Origin of the sequence: Anaerovorax odorimutans DSM 5092 (assembly GCF_000426305.1) — a bacterium.
Classification (GTDB): Bacteria; Bacillota; Clostridia; order Peptostreptococcales; family Anaerovoracaceae; genus Anaerovorax; species Anaerovorax odorimutans.
This window is the reverse complement of the sequence record NZ_AUFC01000018.1, coordinates 52,675-71,389: the sequence shown is the minus strand read 5'-3', so window position 1 is coordinate 71,389 and position 18,715 is coordinate 52,675. Positions and strand designations below refer to the sequence as shown.

At 32.0% G+C, this 18,715-nt stretch carries 21 protein-coding genes, 1 tRNA gene and 1 pseudogene; 8 read left to right on the top strand and 15 right to left on the bottom strand.

Translation table 11 applies throughout. The features are described from left to right. The first annotated feature begins 317 nt into the window (after positions 1-317). The 3 genes from K292_RS0108110 to K292_RS16485 all read left to right on the top strand — a co-directional run bounded on the left by K292_RS0108110 (position 318) and on the right by K292_RS16485 (position 1,848). Positions 318-614: a hypothetical protein gene (locus K292_RS0108110; RefSeq protein ID WP_027399415.1), complete on the top strand. Its 297-nt coding sequence runs from the start codon at positions 318-320 to the stop codon at positions 612-614. An 11-nt stretch (positions 615-625) separates the two neighbouring features. After that, positions 626-820, top strand: coding sequence for a helix-turn-helix transcriptional regulator (locus tag K292_RS0108105; protein WP_027399414.1), 195 nt, complete (start codon positions 626-628; stop codon positions 818-820). 311 nt (positions 821-1,131) lie between these two features. Next, on the top strand, positions 1,132-1,848 hold the full coding sequence (locus K292_RS16485; protein ID WP_051280523.1) for a polysaccharide deacetylase family protein: 717 nt from the start codon (positions 1,132-1,134) through the stop codon (positions 1,846-1,848). Between the two features lie 172 nt (positions 1,849-2,020). Here the strand turns inward: K292_RS16485 and K292_RS0108095 are convergent, their stop codons facing one another. Continuing rightward, positions 2,021-2,356 carry a DUF3784 domain-containing protein gene (locus K292_RS0108095; protein ID WP_027399413.1) on the bottom strand — a complete coding sequence of 112 codons (336 nt, stop codon included), beginning with the start codon at positions 2,354-2,356 and terminating at the stop codon, positions 2,021-2,023. Positions 2,357-2,985: 629 nt separating this feature from the next. On the opposite strand from K292_RS0108095, the gene K292_RS0108090 reads away from it, so the two are divergent. From K292_RS0108090 to K292_RS0108075, 4 genes are all read left to right on the top strand, one after another. Further along, positions 2,986-3,657, top strand: coding sequence for a TetR/AcrR family transcriptional regulator (locus K292_RS0108090; protein WP_027399412.1), 672 nt, complete (start codon positions 2,986-2,988; stop codon positions 3,655-3,657). Positions 3,658-3,718: 61 nt separating this feature from the next. Continuing rightward, complete coding sequence (locus tag K292_RS0108085; RefSeq protein WP_027399411.1) at positions 3,719-4,993, top strand: MFS transporter; 1,275 nt, start codon at positions 3,719-3,721, stop codon at positions 4,991-4,993. Between the two features lie 34 nt (positions 4,994-5,027). Continuing rightward, positions 5,028-5,288 (top strand): DUF6809 family protein, encoded by a 261-nt coding sequence (locus tag K292_RS0108080; RefSeq protein WP_027399410.1) that lies wholly within the window; start codon positions 5,028-5,030, stop codon positions 5,286-5,288. Between the two features lie 194 nt (positions 5,289-5,482). Continuing rightward, entirely contained in the window at positions 5,483-6,712 is a 1,230-nt protein-coding gene (locus K292_RS0108075) for an ATP-binding protein (protein WP_027399409.1), read from the top strand. A gap of 338 nt (positions 6,713-7,050) precedes the next feature. Here K292_RS0108075 and K292_RS0108070 read toward each other — a convergent pair. Further along, positions 7,051-7,139 (bottom strand) — tRNA-Ser (locus K292_RS0108070). Between the two features lie 234 nt (positions 7,140-7,373). After that, positions 7,374-7,832: an acyl-CoA thioesterase gene (locus K292_RS0108065; protein WP_027399408.1), complete on the bottom strand. Its 459-nt coding sequence runs from the start codon at positions 7,830-7,832 to the stop codon at positions 7,374-7,376. A 257-nt stretch (positions 7,833-8,089) separates the two neighbouring features. On the opposite strand from K292_RS0108065, the gene K292_RS0108060 reads away from it, so the two are divergent. Beyond that, the gene (locus K292_RS0108060) at positions 8,090-9,199 is read left to right on the top strand and encodes an aminopeptidase (RefSeq protein WP_027399407.1); all 1,110 of its coding nucleotides are present in this window, start codon (positions 8,090-8,092) and stop codon (positions 9,197-9,199) included. On the opposite strand, the gene K292_RS0108055 is transcribed toward K292_RS0108060, so the two are convergent. The 12 genes and pseudogenes from K292_RS0108055 to K292_RS0108005 form a co-directional block, all read right to left on the bottom strand. Continuing rightward, entirely contained in the window at positions 9,192-9,410 is a 219-nt protein-coding gene (locus tag K292_RS0108055; RefSeq protein WP_027399406.1) for a DUF3343 domain-containing protein, read from the bottom strand. The genes K292_RS0108060 and K292_RS0108055 overlap by 8 nt on opposite strands. 3 nt (positions 9,411-9,413) lie before the next feature. Then, on the bottom strand, positions 9,414-9,758 hold the full coding sequence (locus tag K292_RS19285; RefSeq protein WP_281168540.1) for a hypothetical protein: 345 nt from the start codon (positions 9,756-9,758) through the stop codon (positions 9,414-9,416). A 48-nt stretch (positions 9,759-9,806) separates the two neighbouring features. After that, a pseudogene (locus K292_RS19280) lies at positions 9,807-10,205 on the bottom strand (D-alanyl-D-alanine carboxypeptidase family protein); the annotation flags it as partial. Between the two features lie 24 nt (positions 10,206-10,229). Further along, positions 10,230-11,789 (bottom strand): recombinase family protein, encoded by a 1,560-nt coding sequence (locus K292_RS0108045; protein ID WP_027399405.1) that lies wholly within the window; start codon positions 11,787-11,789, stop codon positions 10,230-10,232. 21 nt (positions 11,790-11,810) lie between these two features. Further along, positions 11,811-11,975, bottom strand: a complete 165-nt coding sequence (locus K292_RS18605) for a hypothetical protein (protein WP_156900504.1) — start codon at positions 11,973-11,975, stop codon at positions 11,811-11,813. A gap of 202 nt (positions 11,976-12,177) precedes the next feature. Next, positions 12,178-13,518: an FAD-dependent oxidoreductase gene (locus K292_RS0108035; protein ID WP_027399404.1), complete on the bottom strand. Its 1,341-nt coding sequence runs from the start codon at positions 13,516-13,518 to the stop codon at positions 12,178-12,180. Positions 13,519-13,769: 251 nt separating this feature from the next. Then, entirely contained in the window at positions 13,770-14,705 is a 936-nt protein-coding gene (locus tag K292_RS16475; RefSeq protein WP_037372841.1) for a lipoate--protein ligase, read from the bottom strand. Beyond that, positions 14,698-16,401: a dihydrolipoyl dehydrogenase gene (lpdA, locus tag K292_RS0108025; protein ID WP_027399403.1), complete on the bottom strand. Its 1,704-nt coding sequence runs from the start codon at positions 16,399-16,401 to the stop codon at positions 14,698-14,700. Before lpdA ends, K292_RS16475 begins: the two co-directional genes overlap by 8 nt. A gap of 55 nt (positions 16,402-16,456) precedes the next feature. Continuing rightward, positions 16,457-16,810 (bottom strand): carboxymuconolactone decarboxylase family protein, encoded by a 354-nt coding sequence (locus tag K292_RS0108020; protein ID WP_027399402.1) that lies wholly within the window; start codon positions 16,808-16,810, stop codon positions 16,457-16,459. Between the two features lie 217 nt (positions 16,811-17,027). Next, a complete protein-coding gene (locus tag K292_RS0108015) occupies positions 17,028-17,450 on the bottom strand; it encodes a MarR family winged helix-turn-helix transcriptional regulator (RefSeq protein ID WP_245570843.1) in 423 nt (140 codons plus the stop codon). An 86-nt stretch (positions 17,451-17,536) separates the two neighbouring features. Next, a complete protein-coding gene (locus K292_RS0108010) occupies positions 17,537-17,908 on the bottom strand; it encodes a DUF3307 domain-containing protein (RefSeq protein WP_027399400.1) in 372 nt (123 codons plus the stop codon). Between the two features lie 284 nt (positions 17,909-18,192). Then, complete coding sequence (locus tag K292_RS0108005) at positions 18,193-18,627, bottom strand: D-alanyl-D-alanine carboxypeptidase family protein (RefSeq protein WP_027399399.1); 435 nt, start codon at positions 18,625-18,627, stop codon at positions 18,193-18,195. Positions 18,628-18,715 lie beyond the last annotated feature (88 nt).

Below are 18,715 nucleotides of genomic sequence, written 5' to 3'. Positions count from 1 at the left end.
ATATCAAAAATTAGGACTTTTTTATATATCCTAAAGCAGATTCATATTCATTTTTCAAGGTGCATTAACATTTCCCTAGTGGGAAAGTTGAGTAATTAATAAACTATATCAATATTAAAAGATATAAATTTTTCAATTTTTTAATATTTTTTTTAATTCTTTTTGTTCCTTTATCATTACAATTAATATAAAGTATTTCATATTTAAGGAGATTTTAAAATATTTAGTTTTAAAATGTCAAAAGTTCTTGACATTTTCTTTGCCAGATATTATATTAAAAATGTCAAAACAATTATACATTATGGAGGTATTGAATTATGAGAAAAATGGATGAGATGGAAACAAAAATAGCTTTAGATTCTATTAAATGGGCATGGTCATTTACTATTATTGCATTATTTGTATGGGGAGTATATGATTTTATAAAATTAGGGAATATTACGCTACCCTTTTATCTTTTGATAGCTCAAAATGTTGTTTATTTTTTTGTTACACAAATTTCTAAATGGAAAGCCGGAGATAAAAGAGGAAAAAATAGCCTCATATGGTATCTTACTGCGGTTATTGTATGCCTTGTTGGTTTCGGTGCTATTGTTTTCTTTCTAGAAATATAAGAGGCAATAGTATGAAAAATAAAATCAGAGAATTACGAAAAAGCATAGGATTACGGCAAGAAGATATTGCAAAGGAGTTAGGCGTAACCAGGCAAACTATAAATGCTATAGAAAATGATAAATACAACCCAACACTAGAATTAGCCATGAAACTTGCAAGATTACTAAAAACAACTGTGGAGGATATTTTTGAATTACCAAACTAACTTAACAAACTGTTAATAATATTATTTATTTAGAAAGCAGCATATAGTTTAAAAATCTAAATGCTGCTTTTTAATTATTTTATTTTTTGATTCGAAAGATTTCTTTAAATATTTTTAAGTAAATTTTAATTTATTATCCTATAATTAACTAAATTAACTGGTAATCAATAATAAATATGGTACTAATATAAAGAAAAGATGAAATGTATTACCACACAAAGAATGTACATATTTCATATTCATTAAAATAAATGGTTATGACCAATATGTAAATACGATATAACTAAAAATATTTTAAAGAGGTAAAAATGATGAGAAAATCAAAACGAATCATTACTGTCTTTCTAACAATCCTTATTGTTACAATAATTCCTTACACTGCCTTTGCAACATCAGGAAACGAAACAGTACAGGAAATCGATACTGACAAGCCAATGATTGCATTAACATTTGATGACGGTCCTTCACAATACTATACATCAAAAATACTTGATGTATTAGAAGAAAATAATGCGAAAGCAACTTTCTTTGTCTTGGGAACCGAAGCAGAAGATAATCCAAACCTATTAGAACGTATGATTGAAAGCGGATATGAAATTGGAAACCATACTTTAAATCATCAAGATCTTACCAGTCTCACTGATGAAGAAATATGTTATCAAATGAATACAACCCAGCAAATTATACAAAATGCTACTGGCACTACTTCTCAAATAATGAGAGCTCCTTATGGCTATATGGATGAAGACACGAGCCAACAAATTGACATGCCTGTCATTCTATGGTCACTTGATACGCTAGATTGGGAAAACAGAGATGCAGAAACAGTATGTAATTCCATTCTTGAAAATGTAAAAGACGGTGATATTGTACTTATGCATGATATTTATGAGAGTACTGCTGATGCAGCTGAATATATTATCCCTGAATTGATCAAAAGAGGATATCAGCTTGTAACAGTAAGTGAATTAAGTGAATATAAAGGAATATCATTAGAAGACGGAACAACATATAATAACTTTTATTAAAAGGTTATAAATATATCACTTTCTGCAAATTCCACAAGATACAAAAGTTTATATAGATAAAGCTTTCTATAGTAAAAATATAATAGAAAGCTTTTTTCTATATATTGATAAATAATAATACAACATTAAATAAAACTCATATGAAGTTTTTTATATATTGGCAAAATTATAATTATCCTTTTCTATACTTTTCAAAAGCCTTATTGGTATTAAAATGTACATTTTTAAAAAATAATATTAACCAAACAATAAAGGCAACAATAGCAAAATATGTATTTATAAAATAGCATGCAAAAGAACCTATAATAAAAACAACTGTCCAATTAAGAAGCTCATTTCTCTGATCAGCACTCATTTTTTCTTTATCATATTTTTCTCTTTCTTCTTTCGGCATAGTGTTAAAACCACTGATGAGTATTGCTCCCTCATCCTTTAGAAAAGTAAAAACTAATGATAACATTCCAAATATTACTGCCATAACAACACAACTAATCATTCCAATATTCATTTTTATAACCTCAAAATTTAAAATTATTTTATATTTTCTATATTATACATCATAAAAAATGTAAAAACTATAGTAGGATTTAAACAAAACTTGATTTGCCTTATTACATCCTTTTCTCAAAGTAATCGGTGAGAATTTTCTGCTGATCATACGGCAGCGATTTCGCAATATACTAGCCTGTGAGCTGAGAACCTTCCAGCACTAAAATGCTGTACACTAACATATAAACGGATACGCTTTCATAGTCCATATACAATTCATCTTACAATTTTAGTTTCGCCTCTTTTGGTAGTTATATGCATCTCTAAATTAACCGCACCAGTATATTTTTCTAAGAAGTAACTTAGCTTCACTTAAGACATGAGAATACGACCTCTTCCTTCTGTTTTTGTTTTAGGTATAGAAAAAGCCGCCACGTTTGTGACTGTGACAATGCTTATTGGTAAAACCATGGTATAATGGACTCATGTGAATTTTGCATTGTTTATACAACAAGAAATAATTGGAAGCTTATCAAGCAACTTAAGATTTCAATGTTCAATATTCTTTAAAATTTTGCTTGACAAAGCTAAAATACCGTACTAAAATTTATACATACTGTTGGTATGTATAAGAGAAGGAGGTGCATTATGGCACGGAACAAATACCCAGAGGAGACCGGCCGGTTGATACTGGACGTGGCTCAAAGGCTGTTTCTAGAGAAGGGCTATGAAAACACTTCTATTCAGAATATTATTGATGGTCTTGGTGGCCTTTCCAAAGGAGCCGTCTACCACCATTACAAGTCTAAAGAAGAAATATTCAATGCAGTGGGCGACCGGTATAATGAACAAATCATCAGAAAATTAAAGGCCGTTCGAGATGATTCTGCACTCACAGGTTATGCAAAACTGAAAAAGATGTTTTGTTTGTCACTTTCCAGCTCCGACCGAGACATTGTTTTTACAGTTACACCCAATATGCTGGAAAATCCAAAACTGCTGTCCATGCAGATACGCGAAATTTTTTTGGATGTTGTGCCAAACTATGTGCAGCCGGTTATTGAGCAGGGTGTGGCGGACGGTTCGATTCTTACAGAGTATCCAAGGGAGCTTTCAGAGGTCATCATTATACTGACAAACCTTTGGCTTAATCCGTTAGTGCTTGAAGCAGACGTTGACAGCATGGAAAAGCGGGTGCACTTTTTTAATTTGATGCTAAAGAACATGGGAATTGAGTTGCTGGATGAGCAGATGCTTAAATCTTACCGGCGCTACTGTACTCTTGCAAATAAGAACATGAATAAAATAATTGCCCAGTAAAGAACATTTATTTTTAAATATATACATACCGTCGTTCGGCATTAAATCAGGAGGAAATATCGTGAATACAAAAATATTTAAAAGAGATTTTTTAATGGTTGTAATCGGACAGATCATCTCTCTGTTTGGCAACAATATACTGCGCTTCGCGCTGCCACTATACTTGCTCAACAAAACACATTCGGCGACGCTATATGGTACGACAATGGCGCTGTCGTTTCTTCCCATGCTGCTGCTATCGCCAGTGGGCGGTATGGTGGCTGACCGGGTGAACAAACGAAACGTAATGGTATGCCTAGATTTCTTTACTGCAGCACTGATGCTATTTTATGCGCTATGTTTTGAGACCCTCCCTCTGGTACCTTTGCTCATTGCCGTTCTGATGCTGCTCTACGGCATTCAGGGCGCTTATCAACCCACAGTACAAGCATCGCTGCCGGTGCTGACACCACCCGACAAGCTGATGGCCGGAAACGCAATTATTAACATGGTAAACTCACTTGCCAGAGTGGTAGGTCCTGTGCTGGGCGGAATGATCTTCGGATTTTATGGAATAAAGCCGATTCTGTATCTCAGCATTGTCTGCTTTTTCCTCTCTGCCGTAATGGAAATTTTCATTCATATACCCTTTGAAAAGCGGAATTTTGAAGGGAGCATAATTTCTCTAGCGGCTGCTGACCTGCGGGAAAGCTGGCAGTTTATCCGGCATGAGCATCCGGAGATTGGACGTTTAGGGTTGCTGCTCACTGCGGTCAATCTGGTGTTTTCCGCACTGATCATTGTAGGCTTACCCATTGTTGTCACCAGCCATCTGGGCTTTGACCAAGCCACAGGCAACCGACTTTACGGATATGCGCAGGGAGCACTGGCGGCTGGTGGACTATTGGGTGGACTGCTCTCAGGTGTTGTTGGCCATAAGCTAAAAGTCAGCCGTGGAGCAATGTTGATTTTCGGATGTACGGCGACTCTGCTTCCAATGGGTCTTGCACTGCGTTTACCAATAGACTCAATGACGGCATATCTGCTTATTGCCGGCTTCTGCGTAATAATGATGACAATTTCAACGCTTTTCAACATAGAAATAATTACATATGTGCAGAAGATTACCCCTGCCACCCTCACAGGGAAGGTCATGGCTCTACTCATGTGCCTTGTCATGTGCGGTAATCCTATTGGGCAGGTAATCTATGGTGTGCTGTTCGAATACCTATCGGCCAATGTTTATTGGATTTATTTTGGTGCATTTACTGTCTGTCTCGGTTTGTGTATGGTTTCCCATTTGGTGTTCCGCCGGCTTAGCGACAATGTGATTGCCTCCAAAAATTTACAAAATTAGTTTGGATACGGTAAAATAGACGTTATTATTTACAGTGCTTCAGCAGTTATATTATGGGAACTTATACCCAAGTGAAAATATACATCCGTCCATAGATGGATATGCTGAGGCAAATCAGCTGGCTACACAAGCCTACGAAGAGCTGGAAAGCAAACTGTACCCGAAAATGAAGGCGTTGCTGGAGCATTTCATTTCTGAAAACATGCATCTGTGTTATCTTGATGAAACCCAGGCGTTTATAGGAGGCTTTAAGGTGGCAAGCAAGCTGTTTGCCGAGATTTATTTACAAGGGTAAATACCTGATCAACCGAAATAGAGAAAGGGACTCTCAGCATTGAAATGCTGGGAACTCCCTTTTTCAATTGTATATATCCTAATGCTTTCGTCTAAAATATAATTAATACAGATAATAGCCGAAAACACATTGACCAGATACAATGTATCGGCTATAATATAGTAGGTAATAATTTTAGACGAAGAGGTGATTTCATGAATTATATACACAGAGCAATGGAGGATACTTTTCTCCGCCTTTCCAAAGAGTTTCCAGCTTTGCTGCTTACCGGTCCCAGGCAGGTCGGAAAAACTACCATGCTGCAAAAGCTGGCGGCAGAGGAGAACATAGGACGGGAGTATGTTACACTGGACGATTTGACAGAGCGCCAAATGGCAAAGAATGACCCGAAGATGTTCCTGCAAATTCATAAACCACCGGTATTTATCGATGAGGTGCAGTATGCACCGGAGCTGTTCACCTATATTAAAATACATGTTGACCAGAACCATCGTGCCGGTGATTTTTGGCTGACAGGTTCACAGGTGTTCAAATTAATGGAGGGAATACAGGAATCTCTGGCTGGGCGCGTCTGCCTGCTTCATATGGCACCCATGTCACAGGCTGAAATCTATGGTTCTGCGACAGCACCTTTTGTGCTGGATTTGGAGCAACTATCACAGCGGATAAAGGAGCGGACTTCAGTTGATACTCCTGCACTTTATGAGCGTATTTTCAGAGGTGGGATGCCTGCTCTAATCAGCGGGCAGTACAGCGATTACCGGACGGTTTATTCCAGCTATATCAGCACCTATATTGATCGAGATGTAAAAGAGATATCTGGTGCCATTGATTCACTTAAATTTATGGACTTTATCACATCAGCTGCCGCTCTGTGTGGGCAGATGGTGAATTATAAGACCATCTCTGATGCTGCCGGGATTGGCCAGGTTACGGCTAAAAACTGGCTCGGTATTTTGGAGAGGCTGGGAATTGTATTTTATCTCCACCCATATTCCAACAATATGCTTAAGCGTATGGTTACGAAACCCAAACTGTATTTCTATGACTGTGGTTTGGTGGCATATCTGACCAAATGGAGAGATAGCGACACACTGATGAATGGTGCAATGAGCGGTGCGATTCTTGAAAATTTTGTGGTGTCCGAGATTGTCAAAAGCTATCAGAATTGCGGTCGAGAAGCTTTCATTTATTACTATCGTGACAAGGATACCAAAGAAATAGATATCTTGTTGGAAGACAGCGGTAAGCTATACCCTATGGAAATCAAGAAAACTGCTACGCCCCATAGTCAACTTACCCGGGTATTCGGGGTTATAGATAAAGCCTCTTTAGAGCGTGGGACAGGAGCAGTGCTTTGTATGACAGACCGACTATCGGCATTTGATAGCCAGAATTTGATTGTGCCGATTTGGGGGATATAATAAAACAGTACGTCCTAAGAGCTTCCCTGTATATAAACTGTTCGAAAGGAAAACCTCTTTTAACTCTTAAGATAAACGTTTCCGTATGAAGTGAAGCAGATTCAGGAATGGCTGTGGAATTCGAATTTTAGTACCACAGCAAATATCTACGCACACTTGGACTACAATTCTAAGCTATCCAGTGCATCTGCACTCATGGCTGGTCTGGGATTTTCAGCGTCCACCGAGTAACTGCATCTCTCCATCAAATTAGAAGAGATGCAAGACAAAAAACAAGAAAAGAAAGCGGAATAAAAAATGAGAAAGCCCGTAAACCGCATGGTTTCAGGCTTTCTCGATGGCGGAAGCGGTGGGATTCGAACCCACGTGCCCTTGCGGACAACTTGATTTCGAGTCAAGCTCGTTATGACCACTTCGATACGCTTCCATAATTATTTAAAATCTAGTTTATTATAGCTTTTTATGATTTTTTAGAGACCTTTTCGCAGCATTATTAATATACCACAAGATTATTACCCATGCAAGAAAAAAGGAGCATACTAAGCTCCTTTTATTATTATTTATAAAATATTGTTATGCTGCTAAGAATTATCAGAAAAGTTATTAAAATTGGCGGTTATTCAACTACCAAAATATCAACAAATCTAAATATTAATTGTTATTATTTCTTTTTTCTATTATTAAACTGTTCTTTTCTCACTTTTGCATTATCATAGAGATTTTTTTCTTCTTCTGTTTCCGGTGTAAAAGTTGGAACAGACTGAGGTCTTCCGTTTTTACCCATAGCAACCATTGTAAAATAAGCAGAAAGTGCTTTTTGTGGGCCCCTTTCTGAATCAAGTTCTTCCGATTCAACATTTACAAAAACTTCCAGAGAAGTTCTACCTGTATATACAACGCTTGCCGTGCACGTTACTAATGCTCCTACTAAAATTGGAAGATGAAATTCAAGTTCATCTACTCTAGCTGTAACGCAATTACTTTTGGAAAATTTCATAGCCACTGCACCTGCCGCAGTATCCATGAATTTCATAATTTCTCCACCATGAACATTTCCTGCAACATTCGCCTGATGAGGCAGCATAACTTGACTCATAATAATTCTACATCTTTCTTGCATTTTTTTATCTCCTTACTAGTAATTATCTACTGATTTAATTTATACTTTTATTAGATTTATCATAACATAATACTACTGTCTTTTTCGAGTTAAATTATAGCACAAACAATCTTTTAGGTAAAACAAATTTTACCTTATTGCACTTTTAAAATACCTAATTTTGGGTTATACTAAATACAAGTAGTGTAAAATAATTCTAATTATTTTATACATATTAAAATTATTAATTATTATTTTATATATAAGGAGATTATTTTATGGATTCTAGATTAAATAAATTATCAGATGTTCTTGTACATTATTCATGCAATGTACAAAAGGGTGAAAAAGTTTTAATTTCATATGAAGGAGAATGCTGCAAGCCATTGGTAAAACAAATAATTAAAGATGTATATGCTTGCGGAGGTTTTCCTTATGTGGAAATCAGAGATTCATCTATTACAAGAGAAATTCTTTTAAGCTCTACAGAAGAACAAATTCAGTTTATGAATGAGTACCAGCTTGCACAAATGCAGGGTATGGCTGCTTATATTGCAATTCGAGCTGGTTCAAATACTGCCGAATTATCAGATGTTCCTTCAGCTAAACTAAATATGTACAGTAAAATACTAAGACCCGTTCTTGATTATAGAGTTAACCAGACAAAATGGGTAGTATTAAGATATCCTAATAATTCTATGGCACAACTTGCCAATACAAGCCTTGAAGCTTTTGAAAATTTCTATTTTGATGTATGTACTTTAGATTATAAAAAAATGTCTGATGCAATGACTCCTCTTGTAGATTTAATGAATAAAACAGATAAAGTTCATATAGTTGGACCTGAAACAGATTTAACCTTCTCAATTAAAGGCATAGGTGCAATAAAGTGTGACGGCGAACGCAATATTCCTGATGGAGAAGTTTATACTGCACCAGTTAGAGAATCAATGAACGGAAAAATATCTTACAATACACCTTCTGAAGAACAAGGCTTTACTTACGATAACATTGTATTTGAAGTTAAAGACGGGAAAATCATAAAAGCTACCTCTAATAATGATGAAAGAATCAATGAACTTCTTGATACCGATGAAAACGCTCGTTACTTCGGCGAATTTGCCATCGGTGTAAATCCGTTTATATTACATCCAATGAAGGATACCTTATTTGATGAAAAAATTGCGGGAAGTTTTCATTTAACTCCGGGAGCAGCCTATGAAGATGCCTTTAATGGAAATAAATCCGCTATACATTGGGATTTAGTTATGATTCAAAGACCTGAATACGGCGGTGGAGAGATTTGGTTTGATGATGTCTTAATAAGAAAAGACGGCCTCTTTGTTCTAGAAGAACTAAAAGGCCTAAATCCTGAAAATCTTAAATAATAAAAACTCCACGATTGTCAATTTGACTATTTGTCAATATATTTTCGACCCTTTGAATTGAGTCGGTTTTTAAATAAAGTCCATAGCCGCATGAGCGTAAAAACTCAGGCGGCAATTTTTTTAATGTAGACCTAATATGATTCTCTTGGAGTTTCTCTTGAGCATAAATAGCTTTATAAAATGACGAAAACGCAATCGCGTACTCTTTCATTGTTTATCTTACCCCCTCTTTTAACATTCGTATGTAAAGTTCTACAAAAGTAGCTTTATCTGCTGATTCTGCAGCTACCAAAGGATATCTGCTCAATTCTTTATCATTCTGATAAATTACAATTTCACCAACTTCTTGATCTCGTTTAACTGGAGCATAAATAGACTTTTTAAATATAGTCTCCCCTTTTATTCCATCCTTTTTACCTTTTTTAACCAAAATACTTATATTTTCAGGAGATACTGCATCAATTATACTTGGCGTGGCTTTTTCCAGCTCAATAGACCCAAATGGTTCACCTTTTTCCGCAATTTTTACCGATTCATAGTTAGCAAATCCATAATCCATCAATTTACATGTTTCTGAAAATCTTAGTTTGGAAGTTTTACATCCTAAAATTACTGAAATAAGTGTCAGATCACCTTTAGTTGCAGATCCAGATAAACAATATCCTGCATCTTGAGTAAATCCCGTTTTAATACCATTTGCACCCGGATACATCTTTATCAATCTATTTGTATTGGTAAGACCTAATTCTGTTTGCTTTTTCCCCTCTAATCCAACTTTAATTGTTGTCTGCCAAGTATTAAACCAGTCTTTTGTATGTGTATGTTTAATAAGTTCTCTTGACATCAATGCTATATCATATGCACTTGTATAATGATCTGCTACTGGTAAACCATTTGTATTAACAAAATGTGTATCCTTCATACCAAGTTCTTTTGCACGTTTATTCATATTCTCTACAAAGATTTCCACTGTTCCAGAATGAAATTCTGCAGCTGCAACGCAAGCATCATTAGCTGCATGTGATAATTACTATAATTTCCATTTTATAGTAATTTCTTTTATGCCTTTATACTCTGTATTCTTTACATATATACAATTAATAAATTCATCAATTAATTCTTTTGATAATTCATTTAAATTTAAAAATTTAGTGATAACTTCTATCTTTTCATTTTTTAGGTTATTTTTTTTTATTAATTTTTTAATTTGACTACTTTGAACAGATTTTTGGGAAATTAGTTTTTTTTGCTTATCTAAAAAGCTCTTGCTCATATTACTAAACTGTTCTTCACTAATAATGTTTCTCACTTTATCAATATATAAATTTTCTAAAGCATTATTTAAATCCTTTAATTCCTGCTCAATAGATGATAATATCGTTTGTATAGATTTAATATTTTCATCAATTACATTTTTTTCAACTATAAGATTATTAATTTCGTCTTCTGATACATACTCCTTTATAGTCTGTTTAAGCTCACTATATACTGCCTCACAAATCAGATTATATGATATTGTTGCCCCTTTTTCACAAACACCATATTTTTTCATTGGACAAATAAAATATTTATTATCTTTGGTTGCTCCATATCTTTTCACTAAAACAGAATTACATTCACTACATTTTATCTTTCCTGCAAATATATGCTTTTTTCCACTATTTTCAGGCCTCGTCCTTAATTTAGCAATATCATAAGCTTTAAAATAAATTTCTCTAGATATAATAGGCTTATGAGTATTTTCTATAATAACCCATTCTGATGGTTTCTTTCTGATTTTCCTATTATCCTTATAGCTTACTGTTTCAGTTTTTCCTTGTACCATATCACCGCAATACATTCTATTATTTAAAATAAAGCTTACAGATGTATCTCTCCATATTTTACCTTTTATTCCCTTTTGCCTTGGTATATAATTTTCTCCATTTAACCTCTTATATTCGGAGGGACAAGGATAACCTTTATCATTTAAATACTGTGCAATTTTAGTTAAACCATATCCTTGTATATATAATTTAAAAATAGTTTTGACATTTTCAGCTGCAACTTCATCAATTATTAATTTATTTTTATCTTTTGGGTTTTTCAAATATCCATAGGGCGCAAAAGCTCCTACATATTTACCTTGTTTTTTCTTTGAATTTAATACAGCTTTAATATTTTCTGATAAATCTTCCAAATACCATTCATTAACCAAGCCATTTATTTGTCTAGATTTTTTATTACCTTTATTATATGTATCTGCATTATCAACCACACTAATAAATCTAATACCCCATCGTATAAATTTATTATGAAGATATTTTTCAACAATTTCCATATCCCTTGTAAATCTTGACTGTGTCTTAGCTAGAACTATATTAAATTTTTTATTCTCAGCATCACATAAAAGTCTGTTAAATTCAGGTCTACCTGTATCAGCTCCAGAATAATCATCATCACTGTATAAATCGTATACCTCCCATTTATTTTGTAATGCATAATTTATCAACATTGTTTTTTGATTTTGTATACTTTCGCTATCCTGCATATCGCTTTGTTTATTTTTATCCTCATCCGATAAACGACAATAAATTGCGACTTTTTGCATGATTTAACCCCTTATTAAAATTTATTTTACCCTTATATATTTAATAACTTCATTACTTTCTGTTCTGCAAATTATGTTTGCTATGCCTTCCTGTAACAATTTTTTTCTCTCCTCCTCATCATCTGTTTTAAATATATTAACTACTTTACAGTTTCCTGTATCTTTTGAAATAGGTTTTTCAGCCATAATAATTCCTCCATTATTCATAAATTTTAAAAAATATATAGTATTATATGCTATTATATAATTTAAAATGATATTAAATTATGCAATTAGAAGCTTTCATTATAAAGAAAAAAAGACAAAAAAATATAACCTATATACATAAATAGGTTATATTTTCTATAAAGAGTATAAATATATGTTTTATATTATTTCTTTAATTATATTACATTTTTTCAATTGCATTCATTGCCGCCCCATTAATTGGATAAGCTATAGGAGAAGCAGTTAAAAGGGGATGTGTTGCAACTTGGAAAGTATTTAAATCTGCCGCAGTCATTCCTTGCTGCACTGCTAAGCTTATTATATTAATCATTTCTCCAACGGTATCTCCTCCTGAAATCTGTCCTCCTAAGATTATACCTGAATATTTTGAAAAAATTAACTTCATATGTATCTTCTTAGTATTTGGAAGAGAACCAGGATGTTTGTCCATAACATTAAATTCTCCGATAACATATTCGAAATTATTTTCTATAGCTTGCTTTTCTGTTAAACCGGCAGCCCCTAAAGTTGCCCCGTATATCTTTGTTGAAAATGCACTGATAGTCCCTTTATTTTTTCTTGTTAATTTATTTTTAAAAACATTATAGCCTGCAATCTTAGCTTCTAAAGCTGCTGTCGAAGCCAATAAAACAGGAACATCATTTCTCGTAAAGAAACTTACTTTTTCAGCACAATCGCCCACTGCCAATATATCTGCATCAGATGTATTCATATATTCGTTAACAGCAATTGCACCATTATCATTTATTTTCAAACCTGCATCTTTTGCAAGATCTGAATTAGGTTTTACTCCAGAACCTAATATTATAGCATCTGCTTTAATTATTTCTCCAGTTTCCAGCTTTACTCCTTCAACTTTTCCCTTTCCAACGAACTCTTTGATTTTACAATTTGTTCTTACATTTACACCATTTTCTTTAAGTAAAGTCTCTGCTTCAGCACTGAATTCCGCATCAAAATTTCTTCTTAAGCATTTATCTCCTCTTTGTAGCAGTGTAACGTTCTTTCCATTTAATTGCATTTGTTCAGAGAATTCTACTCCTATAAAACCTCCTCCTATTACAACAATATCTTTTAAATCCTTTATTTTTTGTAAAATATCATTTAGATATACTTCATTTTTATATATAGAGAATATATTTTCTAAATTATTGCCAATAACAGATGGAACAATAGGAAGTGAACCTGTTGCGATTATAAGTTTATCATAATTAATTTGATCATTATTTTCAGTTAAAACATATTTTTCTTCCTTATTTATTTTAGTTACTTTATCAATGATTAAATCTATATTATTATCTGTAATCATTTTATCTGGGATAATATTTTTTGAGGTATCTTTTAATGTCCCATATATGTATGGGATTCCACAAGGTACCATTACTGTTTTCGTATTTCTAATTACCGTAATACTTATATCTTTATATACTTTTCTTGCAGTATTTGCACTTAGAATTCCTCCAGCACTTCCACCAATAACTAATAAATCTACTTTTCTCATAATACTAACCTCCTTAAACTGTATAATTTAATACTATACTTAATAGCAAATATTGTCAAATTTAATACAAGCAACTCAATAAAAATATAATTTACAAACTCACTTATAAATTTATTCTGCAATATTAACTTTTTATTATTTTTAATATACATTCATTTGTTTTTTTATGTTTAACGAGAACGCTCCATACCGTCTGACTTTTATGCATACTAAAAAATGCCCTTATTTTAAAAGAGCATTTAATATCAGTATTATTTAATATTTTTCATTAAGAATTCTATTTTATTATCATCGAACTCTGTATTTAATAATAAAGATTCTATTTTTTTTGGTAAATTTACATCTAACGCATCAGTATAGGATTTTACTTTCATTATTTTGCCATCTTTTATAAACAGATAAATAATTATTTCCCCCCATGAATATTTTTCATTAAATTCTACATTGAATTCGGGTGAAGCTCCAAAGTTCCATTCCCAACTTTCATATTTTTTCATTAATGCTATAACAGTTTTTAAGTTTATATCTTTACTTTCAATTTTATTTTCGTCGACAAATGCATAATTAATATTATAATCTGTAAGGTTTTTTGTTAAATCTATTTTTAAAGACTCAACAGTAATATTATTATTTAGATCTTTAATATTTATTACTCTGGACTTTATTGAATCAATACCCTTAGATTCAAGTTTTTTTTGAGATACCGTTAACAATCTTACCATTTTTTCTACGTCACATTCTACCAATAATGTTCCATGGTGACAAATCATATTATCTTCTATAAAATAAGCATTGCCGGAAATTTTATACCCATCTGATAAGATATCATTTTTACCATTAAATTCTGCTTTGATTCCGTTTAAAATTAAAACATCTATAATTTTTTCAACATTTTCTTTTACAATACCTTCATTATATTCAGATATAAATGTAAAATTTAAATTACCTAAATCATGGTATACTGCACCGCCTCCGGATAATCTTCTAACAAGTTTTCCTTTTTGTTTTTTTAATTCCTCCAGATTGCACTCTTTCCAAGGATTTTGATTTCTTCCTATTACTATTGTATTTTCATTTTGCCATAAAAAAAGAATATTATCTTTTGAGCTAATATTATTAAGTAAATATTCCTCAAAAGCTAAATTAAAATATGGATTAATACTATTTGAAATAAATATTTTATGCAAAATGGATCGCCTCATCAGTAATAGATAATACAGCTTCATGTATTGCTTCTGCCGTTGTAGGATGAGCAAATATAGTATTATTTAATGTTCTGTAATCTATTTTATTTTGAATAAAGTACGTAAAATTAGAGATTAAATCTGTAGCTGATGGTCCAATAACTGCTGCACCTAATATTATATTATCATCCTCATTACTTATAATTTTTACAAATCCTTTAATATCTCCTTGACTTAATGCTTTTCCATTTGCAGCAAACGGAAATTTACTTACTTTATATTTTATTCCTAGTTTTATTGCTTCTTTTTCGCATATACCTACCATACCTATTTCCGGTGATAAAAATACAGCACTTGGCACAGCATCATAATGCATAAAACTTGGCTTACCCATGCAATTTTCTGCTGCAACAATACCTTGATGGCTTGCAACATGTGCTAGTTGAATTATATTTGTCACATCACCAATAGCATAAACACACGGATTAGAAGTACGCATATATTGGTCAACTTCAATACCATTTCCTTTTGAATTTAAACCTATATTTAAATTTTGTAAATCTACTGATGTTAAATTAGGTTTTCTTCCTACTGACATCAAAATCTTTTCACCTATAATAAATCGCTTTTTATCTTTTTGAGAAAAGGTTGTAATTAATCTGCCATCCTCTGCTAAAGATATTTCTTCAACTTTTGAATCCGTAAAAAGTTGTATATGTCGTAATTTACATTCTTCGGTTATAACTTCAATAATATCTTTATCAAAATTAAATAAGATATCATCTAAATATTCAATAACTGTAACTTCACTGCCCAATGAATTAAATATAAATGCAAATTCCATACCTATAACTCCACCGCCTATCACAGTAAGAGATTTTGGTATTTCAGTGAGATTTAATATTTCTTCATTAGTTAGTACACTTTGTAAGTCTGACCCCGGAATATTTAATCTTGATGGTGAAGATCCTGTTGCCAAAATTATATTTTTAGGTTTTATTAAAGCATCTGTTTTTTGATTATTTACTTTAATATTGTCATCTGATATAATTGCCTCTCCTTCTATAAGCCTGATATTCCAATGTTCTAAAAGATGCTTGATCCCATCTTTTAAAGTTTCCACTACTTTATTTTTTCTAGTGACTATTTTATTTAAATCAACTGAAATATCATTAACTTTAATACCAAATTCAATACTATTTTTAATTTCATCATATAGATGTGCGCTTTTTACAAAACTTTTTGTTGGAATACAACCATAATTCAAACATGTTCCACCAATTTTATCTTTTTCTATGAGAACGACTTTTCCACCTAATTGTGCAGCTTTTATTGCAGCAACATAGCCTCCAGGACCTCCTCCAATAACAGCCACATCACAATCTATTTCTTCTTTTTTTGGTTTTGCAAGTCCAAAGCTATATCCTTTATTTGATGCTGTTTTTAATGATTGCTTAGAAACTTTTTCACCGTCAATATGGGCAATTACATCTCCTATTTTTATTTTTTGACCTTCTTCAATAAGTATTTTTGTTATATTCCCTTTATATTCTGATTTTACGATAAAATTACCTTTACCCGATTCTGCATTAAATAATTTATCACCTTCTTCGATACTTTGACCTTCTTCAATTAAAATTTTACCTATTTTAGCACTTTTATCTTCGCCTGATAATTTTTTTAATGTAATTTCTGTCATACTGTTCTCCTTATAAGGAGGCTTTTACGCCTCCTTTTATAATATCCTAAGGGTTTTATTTAAAATCGTTTTCAAATTCTTTTAAACAATCATTTAAAAGTGTTACGGAATATGCCATAGAAGGACCACCGCCGAAACCAACAGAAACCATGGCTGCTTCAAGAATTTCTTCTTTTGTTGCTCCTGCTTCAAATGCTTTATATGAATGATATACTATACAATATTCACATCTGTTATAGCAAGCAATTCCAATGCTAATTAACTCTTTAGTTTTTACATCTAATTTATTTGGCTCATAAACCGAACCTAATAATCCCATAAAAGCTGCTGCCATATCTTCATTAGTAGTACTAAGATTTTCAATCCCTCCTACAAAACTATTTAACATTTCTCTTACATCTTTAGCCATATCGTTTTACCTCCTTAATTTTTAATTAATTTAATTTTAATCATTAAATTTAATTTTTCCTAACTCATTATTCTCTATACTCTTTATTAATTTCCAATTTCCAAAAATTAAATTTGTATAGCTAATTATTAGTATAGCAACTAATTTGTTATTGTCAAGAATATTTATATGAAAATCAATTTATTTAATAAAAAAAATGACCATTATTTAAGGTCATTTAATACTTTTTGATATTATTTAACATCTTCTTTAATATATTATCAAATATATCTAATTCTTCATCGGTGATATCTTCCAGCAGCAAATCACTAAAATGTTTTCCCAAAGGCAGCAATTCGTCAATCCTTTCTCTACCTACTTCTGTTAACTCCAAAAATTTAACTCTTTTATCATCTGAATTTTCTACACGGTTTATAAGTCCATCTCTTTCCATTCTGTCTATCAATCTTGCTAAAGAAGAATCTTGAATATTCATAAGAGATGCCAATTGTTTTTGACTAATTGATTTATCAGCCCTATTTAAAAAATATAAAGCTATCCACTGTATCCTTGTCATACCTTGCTTTTCCAAGCGTCTATTAAAATCTTCAGTTATTGTCTTCATTGTTGTATTAGTAACAAATCCAATACACTTTGACAAATCAAAATTCTCTATATTAACACCTCCATAACTTTAATATACATGATTTAACTATATAATAAAATTATCATATAGTTTAACAATGGTCAAGATAAGTATATTACCAAAATAATATAAGTTATTAGAATCTGCGCCATATGAATACATTGATCTTGTATCAAATTAATACGTTTTTTATTTGCTTTAAAATTATCTGTAATAAAATGAATTATAACATTTACAGAAAAACAAACATAGAAATTAAAATTTAACTGAAAATTGCTCATTGCCATTATAGGAAACATAATCATAAAGGACCAACTAAATGAATGGATCAACAATGCCCAAAGATAATCATATTTATATAAGTCTTGTGGTGCATTTTGAACCCACCATTGCCTTTGCTTCGCGTTTTTAAGCCATCCTTGTAAATAAAAATCATCTACTATATGCAAAAATATCATAGATAATATAATCATTTTTTCTTTTACCTCTTTTACCTCTTAAATTTTAATAATATTTATATTATTTACCAACATAATTAAATAATACTTCGCCAATATCTTAAGCATGTATTTCTTATATAAAAAAGTACACTTTAAAATCAAAGTTTATTATTTTTACATATTGGGAATTTAATAATCTGAATTCTATCGAGTATTAATGTGCTTTCTTTGATATTACATCAATATGGCAAAATATATTTCCTCGTAATAAAAAAAACTTACTTTCAAGTAAGTTCAACGTTTTTATATAATGATGTTTATCTATGTTCTTCATTAGCTGAACAAATTGCAACGCCTTGCATTAATGTTTCTAAGGTTTGTTGTTCTCCGGCTTCCATATACATCTGACTTCCGCCCATGCCGGCAGCTCTCTCACTAACTGTAACCTTATCATCTAAACTTATTTGTCCTCTATCAACAGCTTCTAAAATAAGTAACATTGTCATTATTTTAGTAACACTGGCGGGTGGTAATTTATCATGAGCATTTTGTTCAAATATAACCTTTCCGCTCCCTGCATCCATAAGTACGGCTGCTTTTGCATCCACTGACATTCCAGTCGTTTCCGTTTCACTTTTTGCCTTAGAATCAACAGTATCAACAAGCTTTTCGTCTGCAATTACACTCATAGGTATCATGGTAATTACCATTACCAAAACTAATATCAAAGCTATTTTTTTATAATAAAGCACAATAAAACCCCCTTAATATTTATCTTATTATAAAGATACTTGTATTCTTAAGGTTTTATACCTTTTTTTATTTATATTACCTGATAGA

Coding starts and splice junctions, on each gene's coding strand:
- K292_RS0108060 (WP_027399407.1), top strand. CDS start 8,090: ATGGATTCTAGATTAAATAAATTATCAGATGTTCTTGTACATTATTCA.
- K292_RS0108065 (WP_027399408.1), bottom strand. CDS start 7,832: ATGCAAGAAAGATGTAGAATTATTATGAGTCAAGTTATGCTGCCTCAT.
- K292_RS0108095 (WP_027399413.1), bottom strand. CDS start 2,356: ATGAATATTGGAATGATTAGTTGTGTTGTTATGGCAGTAATATTTGGA.
- lpdA (WP_027399403.1), bottom strand. CDS start 16,401: ATGACAGAAATTACATTAAAAAAATTATCAGGCGAAGATAAAAGTGCT.
- K292_RS16485 (WP_051280523.1), top strand. CDS start 1,132: ATGAGAAAATCAAAACGAATCATTACTGTCTTTCTAACAATCCTTATT.
- K292_RS0108105 (WP_027399414.1), top strand. CDS start 626: ATGAAAAATAAAATCAGAGAATTACGAAAAAGCATAGGATTACGGCAA.
- K292_RS0108010 (WP_027399400.1), bottom strand. CDS start 17,908: ATGATTATATTATCTATGATATTTTTGCATATAGTAGATGATTTTTAT.
- K292_RS0108055 (WP_027399406.1), bottom strand. CDS start 9,410: ATGAAAGAGTACGCGATTGCGTTTTCGTCATTTTATAAAGCTATTTAT.
- K292_RS0108045 (WP_027399405.1), bottom strand. CDS start 11,789: ATGCAAAAAGTCGCAATTTATTGTCGTTTATCGGATGAGGATAAAAAT.
- K292_RS0108020 (WP_027399402.1), bottom strand. CDS start 16,810: ATGGCTAAAGATGTAAGAGAAATGTTAAATAGTTTTGTAGGAGGGATT.
- K292_RS0108035 (WP_027399404.1), bottom strand. CDS start 13,518: ATGAGAAAAGTAGATTTATTAGTTATTGGTGGAAGTGCTGGAGGAATT.
- K292_RS19285 (WP_281168540.1), bottom strand. CDS start 9,758: ATGGATTATGGATTTGCTAACTATGAATCGGTAAAAATTGCGGAAAAA.
- K292_RS0108090 (WP_027399412.1), top strand. CDS start 2,986: ATGGCACGGAACAAATACCCAGAGGAGACCGGCCGGTTGATACTGGAC.
- K292_RS0108110 (WP_027399415.1), top strand. CDS start 318: ATGAGAAAAATGGATGAGATGGAAACAAAAATAGCTTTAGATTCTATT.
- K292_RS18605 (WP_156900504.1), bottom strand. CDS start 11,975: ATGGCTGAAAAACCTATTTCAAAAGATACAGGAAACTGTAAAGTAGTT.
- K292_RS0108075 (WP_027399409.1), top strand. CDS start 5,483: ATGAATTATATACACAGAGCAATGGAGGATACTTTTCTCCGCCTTTCC.